This window comes from Peribacillus sp. NPDC097295 (assembly GCF_044761665.1).
GTDB lineage: Bacteria > Bacillota > Bacilli > Bacillales > DSM-1321 > Peribacillus.
In genome coordinates this window covers 335984-354924 of sequence record NZ_JBIWCW010000004.1, presented here as the reverse complement: position 1 = coordinate 354924, position 18941 = coordinate 335984, and the positions used below count along the sequence as shown (strand labels likewise).

Sequence of the window (18941 nt, the reverse complement as noted above, 5' to 3'; positions counted from 1 at the left end):
TATAAAAGGGCAATTTATGAAGAGGAAGGGGTAGGTGTAAATAAACTTGAAGGGATGTTTTATTTTTTGGATACGCTATTTTGGATTATTATTATCCTGATGTTCATAATCGGTTTCGTCGGTTTGATTTTTCCCATCATTCCAAGCGTGTTATTCATATTTGCCGGAATTTTATTATATGGACTATTTTATTCCTTTGAACCCTTTGGTTGGTTTTTCTGGACAGTCCAGATTTTATTTGTCCTTTTACTATTCTCGGCAGACTATATAGCGAATATGGTCGGCATCAAGAAGTATGGCGGGACTAAGGCTGGAGTATGGGGCAGTACGATTGGTCTCCTTGTCGGTCCTTTTGTGATTCCGTTTGTGGGTATTTTAATTGGGCCCTTTATCGGAGCCTTCCTGGCGGAAATTATCGTCCATAAAAAAGATATGGTCACAGCGGTGAAAATTGGTCTTGGTTCCGTAGTGGGCTTTATAAGCAGTATTTTTACAAAAGGAATCATCCAGCTTCTGATGATCGGGTACTTTTTATTTGTGGTTTTCTCCTAAGTGCTTTAAATAAAAATAAATATAGGCATAAGGTTTGAAACGCATAAGAAATTTTGGTAATCTAAATCTAACGAGCTTTAGGAATCTAAAGATGACTGAAGCCCTTTAAAAAAAACAGCTTACATAGGGAGGAATTTTATTATGGCTTTTGAACTTCCACAATTACCTTACGCATACGATGCGTTAGAACCACACATCGACAAAGAAACAATGAACATTCACCACACTAAACATCACAACACATATGTGACAAACTTAAACAAGGCTCTAGAAGGTAACGAAGAGCTTCTTAGCAAAAGCGTAGAAGAAATCGTCGCTAACCTGGACGCAGTTCCTGAAGCTGTTCGTACAGCTGTACGCAACAATGGTGGCGGACATGCTAACCATTCATTATTCTGGGAAATCCTATCACCAAACGGTGGCGGGCAACCAACTGGTGAATTAGCAGACGCTATCACTTCAAAATTCGGTAGCTTCGACAGCTTTAAAGAAGAGTTCGCTAAAGCCGCAACTACTCGTTTCGGATCTGGCTGGGCGTGGCTTGCAGTTAATAATGGTGAATTAGAAGTTACAAGCACACCAAACCAAGATAACCCATTATCTGAAGGTAAAACTCCAATTCTTGGATTAGACGTTTGGGAACATGCTTACTACCTAAATTACCAAAACCGTCGTCCTGAATACATCAATTCTTTCTGGAATGTTGTTAATTGGGATGAAGTGGCAAAACGTTACAGTGCAGCTAAATAATAATTAATCGTTGAATTATAAGGCGGGAATCCTCTTGAAGGATTTTCGCCTTATTTTTTTTGAAGCTAGAAGAAGATTGTCTAGGGATTTTCACTTATATCTTCAAGCATTTTTAATTCTTCTAATCAATCCGATCAATTAGTTTTCTTTACCTTTTTCACATAATTGCCATTGTTTTTTCAAACACTAGAGTGGAATTTGAAGGGGAGTTAAAACAATGGGTATTTTAGTGAAATGGAAGGGAGAGGCGAGAGCGAATAAGGATTTGCAGCTTCTCTTACTGATTGGCGGATTGTACAGCCTTAGTGTCGCTTTATCCAATACATTTGTTAATGTGTATTTGTGGAAACAATCCGGTCAAATTATTGATATTGCCATGTACAATTTAAGTATGGTTCTTTTTCAACCATTTACTTTTGTCTTTGCTGGAAGATTAGCGAAAAAAGTCGACCGGATTATTGTCTTGCGTTTAGGCGTCAGTTTTATGGCCCTGTTTTATTTGACTGTTCTTTTAGTTGGAACACGGGCCACCGATTATCTTTTCCTGTTGGGTGCATTATTAGGAATAGGCTATGGATTTTATTGGCTTGCTTTTAATGTACTGACTTTTGAGATTACAGAACCGGATACAAGGGATTTTTTCAATGGATTCTTAGGGGCTTTGCATTCATTCGGAGGAATGATTGGACCCATTCTCTCTGGGTTTATCATATCGAGACTTGAAAAGTTCACTGGATATTCCATTGTTTTTGGCTTATCGCTACTCTTGTTTACCATCGCGGTGTTTCTCAGTTTCTCGTTGAATAGGCGACCCGCTCACGGTAAATACTTTTTTATCAAGGTTTGGAATGAAAGAAAAAACAACAAGAACTGGAACTTGATCACACGTGCCCATTTTTTTCAAGGATTGCGGGAAGGAACATTCATGTTCATCATTTCCATCACTATCTTTGTACAAACGGGAAGTGAGCTGGCTTTAGGAAGTTATGGACTATTGAACTCAGCCGTGTCCTTTATGGCCTATTTTTTTGTTTCACGGTACATAAAACAACCCATGAGAAAGAAAGCGATTCTGATTGGAGGCATTTTACTTTATGCAGCCGTGTTGCTTATAGCATTTGATGTCACATTCGGTAAGCTTTTAGTTTATGGGGGCATCGTAGCTGCAGCGTATCCACTTCTGCTTGTGCCGTATATATCATTAACCTATGACATCATAGGCAAGGCTAAGGATGCTGCAAAGATGAGAATAGAATACGTTGTTGTCCGTGAACTATTCGTCCATTTTGGAAGGATAGTATCTGTAGTAGGCTTCATTTTGATGGTCGTGATGTTTGATTTGGAACAGAGCTTACCCATATACCTGTTAATTGTTGGAGCGGGACATTTGGTCATTTATTGGTTTGTCAGGAAAACCGATATCTATGATCAACATTGAAAAAGGCCTTATGGGGCCTTTTTTTCATTACAGAAGTGAAAAGCAGATAGAGTGTTTTTTTTGAGGAACGTTTTAATGTGTCTAATATTTCTAGAACAAGAAGGTAGAAAAAAACAAGATTGTTCTATAGAATAGTATAGGACTATCATGATTATGGATAAAGGAAGTGTGGCTTGGTGTGGTGAGTACAAAGAAAAAGAAAAAGACGCATGTACCTTTCAGACTGAATGTTCTTTTCTTTTTAGTATTTGTTTTGTTTTCTGGACTGATTTTGCGTTTGGGGGTCGTACAGATTGTGTACGGCGATGATTACCGGCGCGAGATTGAAAGAACAGAAGAAGTAACCGTGAACAATTCGGTACCCCGTGGTAAAATGTATGACCGAAATTTGAAGTTGATGGTCGACAATCAACCACTGGATGCAATTACATATACAAGAAAGCAAGGTACAAAACAAACAGAAATGGTCGAAACGGCCGAGAAGTTAGCAAAGTTGATCGATAAAAAGACGGATAAAGTTACGGAACGTGATCAAAAGGATTACTGGATTTTGAATAATCCAGAGCTTGCGGAGAAAAAGATTACGGATAAAGAAAGAAAACAGGTAGAAGAGGGAGAGCTTGAAGAAGGTGACTTATACAAGCTGCAGCTCGAACGAATTACCGAAGATGAAATAAAGCTATCTAAAAAAGAAATGGAAGTCCTGGCCATCTATAGGGAATTCGCCAGTGGCTTTGCATTGACCCCACAAATCGTAAAAAATAAGGAAGTAACGAAAGAAGAGTTTGCAAGGGTCAGTGAAAATCTTGATTCCCTTCCTGGCGTGGATATATCGACGGATTGGGATCGCTTTTATTCCTATAATAAAACGCTTAAGTCTGTGCTAGGAAAGGTCTCTTCATCTGAAGAGGGATTGCCTAGCGAAAGCCTTGACTATTACTTAGCACGTGATTACAGTCGAAATGACCGTGTCGGTAAAAGTTATATCGAGTTGCAATATGAAGATGTACTTCAAGGACAGAAGGCAAAGGTAAAGAATGTGACCGATAAATCAGGAAATGTTGTAGATTCCGAAGTCATTACGGAAGGACAACGGGGGAAAGACCTGGTGTTGACGGTAGATATAGATCTACAGCTTGCCACGGAGGAAATCATTGAAAAACATCTCATTAGCAAGAAGAAGATGGGGAACACCAAATTCTTGGATAGAGCGTTTGTCGTGATGATGGACCCAAAAACAGGAGAAGTTTTAACGATGGCCGGAAAAAAATATGACAAGGATGAAAAAACAGGGAAAAGAACCATTAATGACTTCGCATTAGGAAACATCACCACTTCTTATACGATGGGATCTGCTGTCAAAGGCGCCACTGTTTTGACCGGTTATCAACAAGAGGCTATTCAGCCCGGTACATTCTTTTATGATACAAAGCTAAAAATCAAAGGTACAAAGGAAAAAGGTTCTTACAGTAATTTTGGGAACATAAACGATTTAACAGCTTTAAAAGTTTCTTCTAACGTTTACATGTTCAGAACGGCGATTAATATTGCAGGTGCACATTATGTACCGAATGAGCCCTTAAACATTAAAGCCAGTGCATTTTCAACGATGCGTAATTCATTTGCCCAGTTCGGTTTAGGAGTTCGTACGGGAATCGACCTCCCAATGGAAATGAATGGTTTTAGAGGTTCGGAAACAACCCCGGGTAAGTTACTTGACTTTGCTATCGGACAGTATGATACATACACCCCTATGCAACTTGCACAATATGTCTCCACGATTGCCAATGGTGGGAATCGTATGGAACCGCACCTAGTTAAGGAAATACGTGATCCGGTTGACGATAATGACGAGCTGGGTCCCATATCAGAAGAAATATCACCAAGTGTCTTGAACCGTCTGGATATGAAGGACGAATGGATCAATCGTGTCCAAGATGGCTTTGAAAAGGTATCGATGGAAGTAGGCGGAACAGCTTATTCTTATTTTGGAAATAAGCCATATACCGTAGCGGCCAAAACTGGAACGGCTGAAGCGTTCTATGATGGACCGAGTAGAACGGATTATAGCGAGCCACAAGCCACGATGAATATCACGCTCGTTGGATATGCTCCAGCTGAAAATCCGGAAGTCGCATTTGCTGTTGTCGTTCCTTGGGCATACCAAGGACATTCAGGTCATTCAATGAGTAAAGAAATAGGTGCAGAGATCATGGATGCTTATTTCGATCTTAAAAAGGAACGGACTGAGAAAAAGGACGCGGATGCAACGACCGATTTGAAAGTTGAAAACGGTAAAGAAATTCAAAAAGAGCAAGCTGAGATAAGAGATAGTCAGGAAAATGAATAATAAATGAAAAGTGACACGTTTTTGGATCATCCAAAAACGTGTTTTTTTACGTTCAAATGAGGGAGGAGATGGATTTTCCTATAACTTTACAATAGGTGAACTTTAATTTACTGAATATTTACAATTCCTTTAAACGAGGTTTACAGTTTAATCGTATGATTTGTATGTAGGACAAATTAATCATAAAAATATTAGGGGGATTTACGCATGAGATATTTCAAAGGGATGGCCATGACAGTAATGATGAGTGGAGTCATTGCAGTTGCGACAGGTTGCGGTTCGGATGATTCGACTAAAGTAGGCAATGCAAAAGGAGAAGGCTCTGGTTCATCTCAATTGGCCGGAGAAGTGATCATGGACGGTTCTTCAACGGTATTTCCGATAGCGGAGGCAGTCGCTGAAGAATATATGGCTAAACAACCACAAGTGAAAGTTTCTGTAGGATCTTCAGGAACGGGTGGTGGATTTAAAAAATTCATCGCTGGTGAAACTGATTTAACGAATGCGTCCCGTCCAGTCAAAGAAGAAGAAAGGACATTAATTGATGAAAAGGGAATCGAATATACAGAATTGAAACTAGCGTTTGACGGCATTTCGATAATAGTCAATAAAGATAATGATTTCATCGAACACCTGACAGTCGAGGAACTAAAAGAAATATGGACCGACAATGGGACTGTGAAGAAATGGTCTGATATACGCCCGGAATGGCCAAAAGAAGAGATCAAATTTTACTCACCGGGGACAGACTCGGGCACATACGATTATTTCAATGAAGTAATACTGGAAGAAAAGCCGATGGTGGAAAATGCGACACTTTCAGAAGATGATAATGTGCTAGTACAAGGAGTGGAAGGAGACAAGAATGCCATTGGCTTCTTCGGATTCGCGTACTACGCAGAAAATAAGGAAAAATTAAAGGTCGTTTCCATCGATAATGGAAATGGGCCCATAGAGCCAACTCATGAAACGATTAAAAGTGGGGATTATGCTCCGTTGTCCCGTCCTTTATTCACTTATGTAGCAAACAAAGCGATTACAGAAAAAGAACAAGTTGCGGACTATACGCAATTCATGATTGAAAATGCGGGTGAACTTTCAGAAGAAGTAGGTTACATCAGCCTACCGGAAGAGGAATATCAGAAGGATCTTGATAAATTGAAAGAAATAAAAAAATAGAAAGTAGCTATTCACTTTTGCATCTTCCTATGGAAGCGGGGTGGGGAAAGCTTGGAACCCAAATATTGCGTGTATGAAATGGGGGAGATATGTTGGAACTGAAACAAACAGAAACCTATTCTGTACAGCAAATGATCCTGGAAAAGAAAAGAAAACAAAGATGGAACCTAGAGAAAATGATTCCTGTTCTGTTGTTCCTGACCGCAGCACTATCAGTTTTAACGACTATCGGAATCATTTTCACTCTTATTTTTGAAACGTTTATATTTTTTGAAAAGGTGTCCATAGTTGAATTCTTTACAAGTGTTAAATGGTTGCCGTTCGCAGCTACACCTTCTTATGGGATTATGTCCCTTGTTGTAGGCACATTGAAGATAGCCGTAATCGCGTCAATCGTTGCAGTTCCAATAGGACTTGCGACTGCCATTTTCTTGAGTGAATATGCATCAGAGAAAACACGGAGAATTATTAAGCCAATTCTAGAAGTATTAGCCGGAATCCCGACGATTGTTTACGGATTCTTTGCCTTAACCTTTGTTACACCGGTTTTACGTGATCTTTTCCCATTCCTGGAAATGTTCAATGCGCTTAGTCCCGGAATCGTTGTAGGAATCATGATCATGCCGATGATAGCTTCTTTGTCGGAGGATGCACTCGTCTCAGTACCTATGTCGATTCGCGAAGGGGCATATGCTTTAGGTGCCACAAAGCTTGAAACAACAATGAAAGTGGTACTTCCAGCTGCTGTATCCGGCATTGTTGCGTCCATCGTCCTGGCTTTGTCCAGAGCAATTGGTGAAACGATGATCGTAAGTGTAGCAGGTGGTTCAACTCCTAATGTGAACATGGACGTCACCTCATCGATACAAACAATGACAGCCTATATCGTACAGGTAAGTAGTGGTGATGCTGGGTACGGTACTACTATTTACTACAGCATTTATGCGGTCGGAATGACGCTGTTCGCCTTTACGCTGATCATGAATCTATTGGCACAGTTCATCTCCCGCAGGTACAGGGAGGAATACTAAACATGAAACTGATAAATAAAGATCTTGTGGCAAAAAAAATGCCCATTAGGCTGGCGATTAACTCGATATATAAAGGGTTATTCTTCTTGGCAACCTTATTTGGGCTCCTTGTATTGGCCATCTTATTCTATCGAATAGTGACTCAAGGGATTGGTTATCTGGATGGAGATTTCCTCCAAAACTTTGCTTCCCGAAAACCTGAAGAAGCTGGGATAAAGGGAGCCTTAATCGGTTCGTTATGGTTGATGATTGTCGTAGCCCCGGTTGCTCTTCTCTTGGGTGTCGGGACTGCCATTTATTTGGAGGAATATGCAAAAAGGAATTGGATCACCACATTTATAAAGACTAATATATCTAACTTGGCAGGAGTTCCCTCCATAGTATTCGGATTGCTTGGTTTGACGGTCTTTGTCAGGGCACTAGCGTTAGACCGCTCCATCTTGGCAGCTGGTCTAACGATGAGTCTCCTAGTCTTGCCAGTCATCATCGTAGCGGCACAGGAAGCTATTCGAGCGGTACCACGTGAATTAAGAGATGCGTCCTTTGGAATGGGGGCAACCAAATGGCAGACCGTCTTGAAAGTGGTACTTCCAGCTGCCATACCAGGGATACTAACAGGTGGAATACTCGCTTTATCTCGAGCGATTGGAGAAACAGCACCATTAGTTGTGGTGGGCATTCCACTATTCATTGCCTTTTTACCAAGATCACTCATGGATACTTTTACGGTGCTTCCTATGCAAATCTATAACTGGACATCACGTCCACAAGAAGAATTTCAGCAGGTGGCTGCTGCAGGAATCATAGTGTTGCTCATTCTGTTGATTTTCATGAATTCTATTGCTGTTTTCATTCGAAATAAATTTCAAAAAAGATACTGAGCGGAGGAGAATAGTATGAACATGACGTTAACGAAAAAAGAGAATTCATCAATTGAAATGGAAAAAATTTTGCCAGTTTCTTTTGGGGACACAGTATATAAAACGTCAGATCTCAATTTATGGTATGGGGAAAATCACGCGTTAAAAAATATCAATCTGGATATGAATCAGAATGAAGTGACCGCAATCATCGGTCCTTCAGGATGTGGAAAATCCACTTTCATCAAAACGTTGAACCGGATGATTGAACTTGTACCAGGCGTTAGAACAACGGGAGAGATTAAATACCGGAACCGAAACATCCTGGATCATTCATACAAAGTAGAGGATTTGAGAACACAAGTTGGTATGGTTTTTCAAAAACCGAACCCATTCCCTAAATCAATCTATGAAAATGTAATATATGGACCAAAACTTCATGGAATCAAGAATAAAAAGATCTTGAGTGAAATTGTCGAAAAGAGCTTAAAAGGGGCTGCCATCTGGGATGAAGTAAAAGACCGCCTTCATGAAAATGCATATGGGCTTTCCGGAGGGCAGCAACAGCGACTTTGTATCGCTCGTTGTCTAGCCATTGAACCTGATGTCATTTTGATGGACGAACCGACATCAGCTCTTGATCCTATCTCTACTCTAAAAATAGAAGAATTGATCAAGGAACTGAAAAAGGATTTCAGTATCGTAATCGTTACGCACAATATGCAACAGGCAGCCCGGATCTCAGATAAAACGGCTTTCTTTCTAAATGGTGAAGTAATCGAGTACGACAACACCAACACCATCTTTACGAACCCGCATGATAAAAGAACCGAAGACTATATTACTGGACGGTTTGGATGAAGAAAATGGAGTTGGCGTAAGATAGTACTAACGATAAAAAAGAGAGACATTATGTGGCCGATAGCCATTCAAAATGTCTCTCTTTTGTTTTATTGTGTCAAAGTTTTGGCGAGTTGTCGGTACGACATATTATCGGTCACGACAAATTTCCCAATTTGAATGTTCTTGGAGAAGCCCTGTTCATCGACGTAAGCCTCAAACCCGGTAGCATCATCGATAATCTTTTCTTTTTCCAGTTTTGTGGCTATTTCTAATGTAGTCATATTCGCTTTCACCTCTAAGGTATAGGTGACCACGGAATTTTCTTTCTCAGGCACTTTTTGCTCCTGTTTTTCTTCTCTCTTGTCAGTACTTGTCTCTTCTTTTCTAGCATTCAAGGTTTCATCTTTCGGTAAGGAAGTGATATAGCCCTTTTTGTTTAGGACTTCCTTAGCTTCATCGATGGTCGGTACCGTCTCTTCATTTGGACCTGTCGTATAATAGTACCCGGCGAAGATTGCCGTGGAAAAAATGATGCCGGCCGAAAAGGCCTGAAGCTTCCCTTTATTCATCTTCGTTTCCTCGCAATCCCTGTTCTTCAATCACGGAAAGGGTTTGTTCCTTAGTTAATGAGGATTGTTTGGCAATTTGGTCCAACGAAAGCCCTTGACTATATAAAGCGAGAACCTGGCTCTTTAAAATCTTATGAATGGGCTCCCTTTCATTAGGCGAAATAGTAGCTTTGTATTTTGCAGGCTCAGTATGGATTGGCCCATCCTGGATAACAAATTCCTCCTCGAGGATCTTCACTTTCTTTTTCAGCTGGTAGATATCCTGCATATAGGTTATGGTCATTTGTTCTAAGTCTTCTTCTAACTTGGCAACCTTGTCTTGTTTGAAAAAGGAAATAATAAGAAGGATGATTGCCAATGAGAATAATAGAATGATTAAGGTTTCCATGTTTTCACCTCAGTAGAGAATTTTCGACATTTACATCTATTTTACACATATTTATTAAAAAATTGGTGATTTTCCTATTAATATCTTTTTAAGATAGCGTTTCCTTGGCTATTCTGTTGTATTTCCTTTCAGGATTTGTCGAAATCAAACCTGATTTCATACATGGAAATAAATTTGGATAATAAAGTGGTTACAAACCCTTCATTTTCAAAAATTAATAGAATTCGACAAAATGTGTTTATTGTCCATTGGCGAATTCAATGCTAACATTAAAGTAATAATAAACTGAAAAAAAAGAATATTTGGATTATTTGTTAGGTAAAGCATGGACTATCTTTAACTGGTGTGCAGGATCTTAAGGAATCAGTTTCGCTGTCAGCGCCTATCGATAAGTTTTATATAAATTAGAGAAGAGAAAGGGATGATTTGATGAGTTCATTATCCGCATATATGCCGCAGGATAACCGGGAAACATTTCGAAAGGGGTTAAAGGCGGGGATATGGATGGACGAGAGTTTCGATTGGTATCCCGAAGAGGATATGATGAGTCATCCCGGGGGGGAAATAAGGTCGCTTTTACAAACATTTACCGAGGGGCAGATTACCTTTTCAAAGTTCACGATAAGAAATACATCATTTGAGCCTAAATACCCTAAAATGTTCTTTCACTATGAAAACGTTTTCGAAAAACAAACGGTTGCATTTTATTGTCCGGGAGAACGAGCAATCTTACATGTTGCAACTCAGTCCATAGCTTTATTAGGTGGGCTTGTAAAGGGGAAAGGTATATCGCAATACTGTATCCAAGGTAAAGGGAGTCTCTATCAAGATGGATGCTTTAAATCGCTGAAAGAAGGACTTCTTGCATACTCGCCGCTTGCTAAGGGAGAGGTCACTAGCATGTTCACCCTGGAAACGGAAATCCTCCCCAAAGAATGTGTGGAAGTGGTGGCTTGGGCGATCCATGCCGAAACAAAAGATGAAGCCAAATTCCTGAATAATAAACTGCTCCTATCCATGCAAAACGTCGAGAATTAAGAAAGAAAAAACTTAAATTATTTTTTCCCGAAAAACATACTAGTAATTCACAATGAATAATGCTATTATAGAAAAGTCCTATGTGAAAAAGTCAATATGTTTGGAGGGAAATACACATGCGCGTAAATATTACATTAGCTTGCACTGAATGTGGAGACCGTAACTATATTTCTAAAAAAAATAAACGTAACAATCCAGACCGTCTTGAGCTTAAAAAATACTGCTCAAGAGAAAAACGCAGCACAACTCACCGCGAAACAAAGTAAGCAACAGGATTTTTCCTGTTGTTTTTTTTTGTTTTCTTCTTTAGCTATCCCCTCCTTGCCATGCGAAATATTGCATTTCGACAGCAATCTCTTCTTGGTTTCGTAAATGAGTCCTTTTTATGAGATACTTATAGCAGTAGACTTAAAGGAGTAGAAAAAGATGAGAGAGAATAAGAAAATACTCCGGCAGCGCATTCGATCTCGTTTATTGGAAATGAGCAACGAAGAGCATGAAGATTTATCGAATAAAATTTCCGAAAATTTATTTACACTGGAAGAGTGGAAAAAAGCCAAAACAATCGGAATCACCATCTCTATTCCTCCAGAAATTCCAACAGTGAGGATTATTGAACAAGCATGGAGGGAAGGTAAATCAATAGCCGTACCGAAGTGCCATCCTGAAGAGAAGGTAATGGAGTTTAAGAAAATCACTTCCTTCAATCAGTTAGAATCCGTTTATTATGGCCTTCTTGAGCCAATAGAGGATACGAATAAAGTGTCCGTCGGTGAAATGGATGTGTTGGTTGTCCCCGGTCTAGCTTTTTCAAAAGAAGGATATCGCCTAGGATTTGGTGGAGGTTATTACGATCGCTTCCTTTCTAATTACCGAGGAAAGACGTTAGCTCTTACATATGATGTACAGTTAATCGATGATCTGCCGATAGAGGTGCATGATATCGCAGTTGGTAAACTGATTACCCCTACAAAAATCTTACGTACATATGCCCATTAGGCGAAGAAAAGGTTGGATTATCATTTTTCGCTCATAAAATTTCCTTCCTGTATCACACTAATGATAGGAGGGATCGTTATGCTTCGATTAATTGTACAAATCTTTTTGATTGGTTTAGTGGTTTACGCAGGTTTTAAAAACCGGTATCGCCTGATGAATGTTGCCCTTTCTAATAGCATGGTTAGAAAATTTCTCGTGACCAAATCCTTAAACATGCCAATGATAAGGGATAAAATGATGCAAAGCATGTTTACACAAACCAAAAGATGACCGAGTGGAAGGAACCTTATGGAGGTTCCTTTTTTTAGTTAGATACTTTACAACTCTTTTTTTACTTTTTCCATAAATTCGTCTATAGTTTTAATTAGAAATGATCAGGATTATTAAAGGATAAGATTCATTGGAAAGTGGGGAATGCAGTGGGATTTAAAGAGGATTATCTGTTTTGGGAGATTGTCAGGCTGCTATCGGTTCAATATGATTACCGCATGATTACTGTAACAGAGAACCATGAGGAAATATGGCTTGAAAGTGATAAAAGTGTGGATTTTCCAGTAATCAGACTGATACGCCATGACCTTGATTGGGCCAACTGGCTAAAAAGGGATATCGACCGGACCTTAAAGAATGGGGAGCAAGTCAGGAAGAAATTATACAAGAAACCAATCAACATCTTAAGTATCTATGTGAGTAAGTTTGCCCCGGTTGATGATTATGAATTCAGTGTCCAACCAGCAATCGTTCAAAAAACGAAAGTGAACACATTTATTTTCACAGGTGAGTCTGTTTCGACTTCGATAAAAAATCTCGAAGATACTTTGAAAAAACCACTACCGATTTCCGTGCCGGAAGAGGAGGCGCTGGAAGAAGAACAAGTCCTCGAGTTAAAGAAGATGGCGATTTCAGCGTCAGTCAAAAAGGCTAAGGCTGAACAAAAAGTATTTCAAAATGCTAAACCATTCTTCACTTATATATTGATAGCGATTTCAGTTGCTGTGTTTATCTTGATGGAGTTCAGTGGGGGAAGCACGGATTCTAAGACTTTGATTAAGTTTGGAGCTAAATACTCGCCTTATATCTTACAAGGGGAGTGGTGGAGATTCTTTACACCGATGTTTGTCCATATTGGCTTTATCCACTTGCTTATGAATACATTTTCGCTGTACTTGATAGGTGCGGAAGTGGAACGGATATATGGTAATACTAGATTTCTATTCATCTATATATTTGCTGGATTTGCAGGAACATTAGGCAGCTTCATTATGACCACGAACCTTTCAGCAGGGGCAAGCGGAGCTATTTTCGGATGTTTTGGAGCACTCTTGTATTTCGGGGTGGTCTATCCAAAGTTATTTATGCGTTCGATGGGTTCAACTGTCATTGTCTTGATCATCATTAACCTGATTTATGGTTTTAGCGTTCCGGGCATTGATAATGCAGGGCATATAGGGGGATTGATCGGTGGTTTCCTGGCGGCGGGAGCGGTCCACTTACCGAAGGCAAAAAACCTTTTACGTCAGATGGCTTTTTTTATAGGGACTGTGATACTGACTTACTTTTTACTGCAATACGGTTATAATAATCAGAAACAGGATGATGAGACTATGGCCATGCTAGCCCAAGATTACATGGCAGATGGTGAGGAAGGGAAAGCGGAGGAAATGCTGTCCGAGTATGTGGAGGGGAATTCTGACGCACCGATTTCTCACTTCATTCTAGGAAACCTAACCTTTGATAATGAGGACTTCGATGGAGCCCGCCATTACTTTGAAAAAGCAATCGAACAAAATCCTGAGTTACATGAAGCACATTATAATCTTGCTTTGACCTATACAAGGCTTGAACTAATGGACGAAGCGAAAGAGCAGGCCCAGAAGGCTGTCGAGCTTGCTCCGAAGGAAAAATCATATAGGGAACTACTAGAAGAATTGGAAAGATAAGTCTATAGTTTTTGCCGTAGTAAATTCGGGGTGCCATCTTTACTGGTGAAAAGGACCAGTATTTCACTTTTGTCTTTTGCTACAAGCAATTGGGGGATGGTGCTGCCTTGTGGACTCACATTGGAACCATCCTCCTTCTTTATGCCTAAAACATAATTTTTGTAAAGGCCTTCCCATAGTTTACCGACGATTTCTTCCCTTTGAAATGAGGGGAAACTAGAAAGCCACTGATTTTTTTTGGCGGGTAACTCGGTTAGCGAAATGACTTTGTATTGATTTAGATTAATTTGATATTTCTTTTTAGCTTCATCCAAACTATGTAGTGTGATTTCCTTCGTCACGCTGTCCAGCACATTTTTCCACTCCTTCTGTTCCTCGGAAAGAGGATTATGAAAAGATTGAAGTTCGGGAGTGGACACAGCATAAAGTTTATCTTTACTCATTTGCTGTGCGCTAGTGAAAATAGTATCAGAAGGGTGCAATTCGGCATAATGAAAGGTAATTGCATCGTAGAGGCCACTCTCACCTTCCTTGGACTTGGCACTTTGTGAGAGCTCTTTCCTATTTTGTTTCCAGTTTTTTAACGTACCTACTAATTTTCCATTCTTAAATAGGAGGGAAACATCCTGACGTAAGTACGCGGTCCGATCCAATGAGGAACGAACATCCCAGTTAAGGGAATAGATTTCTTTTCCAGTTTCTTTCACCACCAAATGAGTAGAGGCCTGTTCAAATTGGAGGGAAGAGTCAATTGGAAAGAAAGTTATCGTTTCTTCTACTTGGGGTGTGTCTGAAAAATATAGGATAATAAAAATGGTAGCCAGTATTAAAAAAACGGTATACTTCAATTGTAGTTTCATTTGTCCCCTCCGTTTTGTGGGCTGAATGGTATAAGGTGAGTTATTAATGGAACACTGGATAAATTCGAATATCGAATGTCACGTTCCTCATGTACATCATATGAATAGGGATGGACATGTATGAGAAGTACAAAAAATAACATGGAAGATTTTCACATGGCAAACAAATAGGTTATACTTTTATAGAAAATAGTAAAGAGGTTCAGTATGAAAACATATTATGATTTACAACAATACTTAAAAAAATTCGGGACATTTATTTATTTCGGTGATCGTGTAGCCGAATTGGAAATGATGCAATCTGAAATTAGGGAAATCCATCAGATGGGAATGATGGACACGAAGGACTATCAGATGGCGATTCTCTTAATTAGGCAGCAACTGACTCTGGAAAGAGAAAAAAATGAGAAAAAAAGGTGATTGTATGGAAAAGATGCTGTTAGGGGTAGATTTAGGGGGTACCACGACCAAGCTTGCTCTAATCACAACTTATGGAGAGATGATCAGTAAGTGGGAAATTCCTACCGACAAATCCGAAAATGGAAAGTTCATAACCTTGAATATCGCCAAGGCGGTCGACGCAAAGCTGGAGGAACTTAATGAGCCGAAAAGTAAAGTGTTAGGAATAGGTATGGGCGCTCCAGGGCCTGTCAATTTCTCGAATGGCTCCATCTATGAAGCTGTTAATCTTGGATGGAAGGACTATCCTTTAAAAGATTTATTGGAAGTCGAGATATCCCTTCCGGCCGTGATCGAGAATGACGCCAACATGGCAGCATTGGGCGAGATGTGGAAAGGCGCGGGAGAAGGGGCCAAAGACATAGTATGTGTAACGCTTGGAACAGGTGTAGGCGGAGGGATCATTCATAATGGACAAATTGTCCATGGTACGAGTGGAGCAGCAGGGGAAATTGGCCATATGACCGTGGTAACAGACGGCGGGGTTTCCTGCAACTGCGGTAAGGTTGGATGTTTGGAAACGGTCGCCTCAGCAACGGGAATCGTTCGTCTTGCATCAGAAGCTTTGGCCACTGGCGACAATTCGAGTCTTCTCCAACAAAGAATAGAAGCCGGAGATCCACTGTCTTCCAAACTGCTTTTTCAATGTGCAAAGTCAGGCGATCCTTTGTCGAAAACCGTGGTGAATCGAGTGGGTAATTATTTAGGCTTGGCATTATCCCATATCGGCAATGTCATGAATCCTGAAAAAATTGTAATCGGCGGTGGGGTTTCCCATGCAGGAGAAATACTGCTTGAACCTGTCCGTCAAGCGTTTGAAACGTATGCTTTTAAGCGAGTCCGTAAGTCGACAAAAATCCATCTCGCAACCCTTGGAAATGATGCGGGGGTCATCGGGGCAGCATGGCTTATTAAGAATCGGTTAAATCCATGAGGATCTTTTGATTTTACGCGAGGTTGGGATCGTTTTAGGGAAAAAAAGTTGTTTGAAGATAGAATATTCAATAAATGAGGTAGGGTTTAGGGACGAATATAAAAAGAGGCTCTCAATCATGTTCTGTTAAAGACTCTAAGTGAAGAAAAAGCTTCTCTAAAGAGGAAAGGTACTTACATGTTTCCGTTCTTCATTTCATAACTATTAAGGAATGAAAGGAGACGGTAATGAATGATTATCATTAGCAGATATGGCGATAGTTTGGGCTATTACAGTAGTCTGTTTCGAATCCCGATTGAGTTGATTGAGGTGGCTAACAGAAACCTTCAAGGCGTTCTGCAGGAGGGGAACTATGTAAATATTCCTGGTTTCATCCTTCAGAAGGAACTAAGAGACGACCTTGACCTGGTGGCGATCTCCATTCATTATCATCTGCCCATGGATGCATTGCTACTGGTTAATCAATCGGAAAAGGGCCCTTTTTCGGTACCTGTTCGCATCATGGCTCCCCTTCTTAATCCGCAGAAGTTCTATGATTATCAGTCGCTTCTTGATGATTTGGAGACTTTAACAGTGCACTACCCATTTATACAGGTGGAATCGATTGGTAAGAGTGTGTTAGGTAAAGAGCTGTTAGAAGTGAGTATTGGTCAGGGGGAAAAGGTCATTCATTATAACGGTTCTTTTCATGCTAATGAGTGGATCACCTCGGCCATTTTGATGAAATGGCTGAATGAGTTGCTCCTTGCCTTCACAAATGATGATTGCATATGTGGGAAGGCTTGTTTGCCTTTTTTTCAGGAAATGACGATTTCGATGGTTCCCATGGTCAATCCTGATGGTGTTGATCTTGTCCTTAAAGGAGAGGCAGCCGCAGAGGGGCACACAGATGTGTTGGAAATGAATAATCGTAATCCTGCTTTCTATGCGTGGAAGGCCAATATACGCGGGGTGGATTTGAATAATCAATATCCTGCCAAATGGGAAATTGAAAAACAGAGAAAAGTTCCACAGTCACCGGCACCAAGGGATTTCCCTGGCGAGGCCTGTTTGTCCGAACCAGAAGCGATTGCCATGAAAGAATTGGCCGAAAGACGTAATTTTGCTAGAGTCCTGGCTCTCCATACCCAGGGCAAAGAGTTTTATTGGGGATACGAAGGCTTAGAACCGGAGCAAAGTGCAGAAACCGCAAAAGAGTTTGAAGAGAAAAGCGGGTACCGTGCAGTCCAATATGTGGACAGTCATGCAGGATATAAAGATTGGTTCATTCAGAAATTCAAGAAAGAAGGTTATACGATAGAGTTAGGCAAGGGAATCAACCCGCTACCCTTATCCCATTTTCCTTCGATTTATAGAGAATCCGTGCCTATATTAATGGCAGCCTTATATATGTGAAAATCAATTTTTTTCGGAATATACTTCCAAAGAAATATAAGGCGATTAATCGCCACATTTTTTGTTTTTTCCTTTATAATGAAAGACATAAGAGGTTCATTCTGTAAATCTCTTACTCTTTTCTAATGTCTTGCTCACACATATGCCAGGCGTTTAGTTTCAAGGGGAGGTGTGTGGAGATTAAAGTGTTTAATGTAGCCCTCACTCAAATGCTGCCTATCTTTAAGATAGTAAGTATCGTTTTATTGTGTATCTCCACTACCCTTCTGATCTCGGCTTGTGAGCCTTCCAATGACCTTAGTAAACCCATGGCTGATACGGAAAAAGAACATTCCCAATCCAACCAGAAAACTTCATTAAGCACATTGGAAATTCCTGCTTCAGAAAAGGATAAGATTGAAGCCATTTATGGTTGGCTTGATTCCAACACCATTTTATATGCTGAAAAGAAAGATGGCACCGATTCCCGACAATTGATGGAATGGAATTTGGAAACAAATGCTTCGACCATTTTTTATCAACCTGCTTCCGATTTTACGGAAGTATCAATCAGTCCATCTGGTAAGCATGTGATGATTTCTTCCTTCACATCATCAGGTAAGGCTTCCATCACAATCTTGGACCGAACAGGTAATCCGCAATATTCTCTAGTGATACCTGCCTATGAATTGGCCTTTGATTGGAATGCATACCAAGAGGGGATGTTGTTTGTTACCAGTTTTTACGAAGACTGGACATACAGCAGTTATGTGATAAATGCAGAAGAACAAACGGTTCAATCACTTGATTTTCCTCAACCTTTTGCTCAATGGGATAGTGAGAATGGACTGATGTTTCTTGATTGGAATAGGAATGAACCTGCTTTGACGGCTCCTTTAGAAAGAAAAGCGTTGAATGATAAGGCAGAGGAAAATTTAATGCTGGACGTCATTCATTTCAAAAAAGTGAAAACTACGCTTATGACTATTCAAGTGGAGACAGAAAAACATGATCGAGGTACATACGCATTCTATGATGATACAAACAAATCGATCCAATCTTTTTCCGTGCCACTGTTGAAAAGCTTTTCAGATTGGGTGATACCAGCCTATGATCTACTTGAAAAAGATAAAGAACTAGTAACGTTCGTTCCTGTAGAATCAAAGGATGCTGACCAATATGAAAATAAGTTTACTTTAACTAAAATGAATTGGGAAACGGGTGCACAAGAAGAATTGATGAAGGACATGGAAAACGAACCATTAAGCTGTTCGCTTGATGGCAGTCTATGCTTATATGGGAATCAATTTGAAAAAATCATTGATATGAAAACCCATCAAATAAAAAAAATATTTTAAGTAAAATGAATGAAGTAAA

General features: G+C 40.0%; 20 protein-coding genes. 17 read left to right on the top strand and 3 right to left on the bottom strand.

The window, feature by feature from the left end:
* Nucleotides 1–66 precede the first annotated feature (66 nt).
* The 8 genes from ACIQXN_RS10375 to pstB all read left to right on the top strand — a co-directional run bounded on the left by ACIQXN_RS10375 (nt 67) and on the right by pstB (nt 9021).
* Nucleotides 67–552: a DUF456 domain-containing protein gene (locus ACIQXN_RS10375; protein ID WP_402965888.1), complete on the top strand. Its 486-nt coding sequence runs from the start codon at nt 67–69 to the stop codon at nt 550–552.
* Between the two features lie 141 nt (nt 553–693).
* Complete coding sequence (sodA, locus tag ACIQXN_RS10370; protein WP_402965885.1) at nt 694–1302, top strand: superoxide dismutase SodA; 609 nt, start codon at nt 694–696, stop codon at nt 1300–1302.
* Nucleotides 1303–1519: 217 nt separating this feature from the next.
* On the top strand, nt 1520–2740 hold the full coding sequence (locus ACIQXN_RS10365) for an MFS transporter (RefSeq protein ID WP_402965882.1): 1221 nt from the start codon (nt 1520–1522) through the stop codon (nt 2738–2740).
* Nucleotides 2741–2921: 181 nt separating this feature from the next.
* Nucleotides 2922–5090, top strand: a complete 2169-nt coding sequence (locus tag ACIQXN_RS10360; RefSeq protein ID WP_402965879.1) for a peptidoglycan D,D-transpeptidase FtsI family protein — start codon at nt 2922–2924, stop codon at nt 5088–5090.
* Nucleotides 5091–5297: 207 nt separating this feature from the next.
* Entirely contained in the window at nt 5298–6269 is a 972-nt protein-coding gene (locus ACIQXN_RS10355; RefSeq protein WP_402965876.1) for a PstS family phosphate ABC transporter substrate-binding protein, read from the top strand.
* Between the two features lie 131 nt (nt 6270–6400).
* Entirely contained in the window at nt 6401–7300 is a 900-nt protein-coding gene (gene pstC / locus ACIQXN_RS10350) for a phosphate ABC transporter permease subunit PstC (protein ID WP_402966106.1), read from the top strand.
* A 2-nt stretch (nt 7301–7302) separates the two neighbouring features.
* Nucleotides 7303–8181 (top strand): phosphate ABC transporter permease PstA, encoded by an 879-nt coding sequence (gene pstA / locus ACIQXN_RS10345; protein ID WP_402965873.1) that lies wholly within the window; start codon nt 7303–7305, stop codon nt 8179–8181.
* Between the two features lie 57 nt (nt 8182–8238).
* Entirely contained in the window at nt 8239–9021 is a 783-nt protein-coding gene (pstB, locus tag ACIQXN_RS10340) for a phosphate ABC transporter ATP-binding protein PstB (protein ID WP_402966104.1), read from the top strand.
* An 89-nt stretch (nt 9022–9110) separates the two neighbouring features.
* Here pstB and ACIQXN_RS10335 read toward each other — a convergent pair whose 3' ends face one another.
* Nucleotides 9111–9572 (bottom strand): hypothetical protein, encoded by a 462-nt coding sequence (locus ACIQXN_RS10335; protein WP_402965870.1) that lies wholly within the window; start codon nt 9570–9572, stop codon nt 9111–9113.
* Nucleotides 9565–9960, bottom strand: coding sequence for a hypothetical protein (locus tag ACIQXN_RS10330; protein ID WP_402965867.1), 396 nt, complete (start codon nt 9958–9960; stop codon nt 9565–9567). The genes ACIQXN_RS10335 and ACIQXN_RS10330 overlap by 8 nt, the downstream gene beginning before the upstream one ends.
* A gap of 429 nt (nt 9961–10389) precedes the next feature.
* Between ACIQXN_RS10330 and ACIQXN_RS10325 the strand changes: the two genes are divergently transcribed.
* The 5 genes from ACIQXN_RS10325 (at nt 10390) to ACIQXN_RS10305 (ending at nt 13937) form a co-directional block, all read left to right on the top strand.
* A complete protein-coding gene (locus ACIQXN_RS10325) occupies nt 10390–10998 on the top strand; it encodes a hypothetical protein (RefSeq protein WP_402965864.1) in 609 nt (202 codons plus the stop codon).
* Between the two features lie 116 nt (nt 10999–11114).
* Nucleotides 11115–11264: a 50S ribosomal protein L33 gene (rpmG, locus tag ACIQXN_RS10320; RefSeq protein WP_028391797.1), complete on the top strand. Its 150-nt coding sequence runs from the start codon at nt 11115–11117 to the stop codon at nt 11262–11264.
* Between the two features lie 160 nt (nt 11265–11424).
* The gene (locus ACIQXN_RS10315; protein WP_402965861.1) at nt 11425–11997 is read left to right on the top strand and encodes a 5-formyltetrahydrofolate cyclo-ligase; all 573 of its coding nucleotides are present in this window, start codon (nt 11425–11427) and stop codon (nt 11995–11997) included.
* Nucleotides 11998–12075: 78 nt separating this feature from the next.
* Nucleotides 12076–12267, top strand: coding sequence for a hypothetical protein (locus ACIQXN_RS10310; RefSeq protein WP_402965858.1), 192 nt, complete (start codon nt 12076–12078; stop codon nt 12265–12267).
* Between the two features lie 149 nt (nt 12268–12416).
* A complete protein-coding gene (locus ACIQXN_RS10305) occupies nt 12417–13937 on the top strand; it encodes a rhomboid family intramembrane serine protease (RefSeq protein WP_402965855.1) in 1521 nt (506 codons plus the stop codon).
* A gap of 2 nt (nt 13938–13939) precedes the next feature.
* Here ACIQXN_RS10305 and ACIQXN_RS10300 read toward each other — a convergent pair whose 3' ends face one another.
* Entirely contained in the window at nt 13940–14797 is an 858-nt protein-coding gene (locus ACIQXN_RS10300; RefSeq protein WP_402965852.1) for a hypothetical protein, read from the bottom strand.
* Nucleotides 14798–15004: 207 nt separating this feature from the next.
* Here ACIQXN_RS10300 and ACIQXN_RS10295 point away from each other — a divergent pair, with 207 nt between their 5' ends.
* The 4 genes from ACIQXN_RS10295 to ACIQXN_RS10280 all read left to right on the top strand — a co-directional run bounded on the left by ACIQXN_RS10295 (nt 15005) and on the right by ACIQXN_RS10280 (nt 18922).
* Nucleotides 15005–15217: a YqgQ family protein gene (locus tag ACIQXN_RS10295; RefSeq protein WP_402965849.1), complete on the top strand. Its 213-nt coding sequence runs from the start codon at nt 15005–15007 to the stop codon at nt 15215–15217.
* Nucleotides 15218–15221: 4 nt separating this feature from the next.
* Entirely contained in the window at nt 15222–16190 is a 969-nt protein-coding gene (locus tag ACIQXN_RS10290; RefSeq protein ID WP_402966102.1) for an ROK family glucokinase, read from the top strand.
* Between the two features lie 231 nt (nt 16191–16421).
* Nucleotides 16422–17585, top strand: coding sequence for a M14 family metallopeptidase (locus ACIQXN_RS10285; RefSeq protein ID WP_402965846.1), 1164 nt, complete (start codon nt 16422–16424; stop codon nt 17583–17585).
* Nucleotides 17586–17758: 173 nt separating this feature from the next.
* Nucleotides 17759–18922, top strand: a complete 1164-nt coding sequence (locus tag ACIQXN_RS10280) for a YqgU-like beta propeller domain-containing protein (protein ID WP_402965843.1) — start codon at nt 17759–17761, stop codon at nt 18920–18922.
* The last annotated feature ends 19 nt before the right edge of the window (nt 18923–18941 follow it).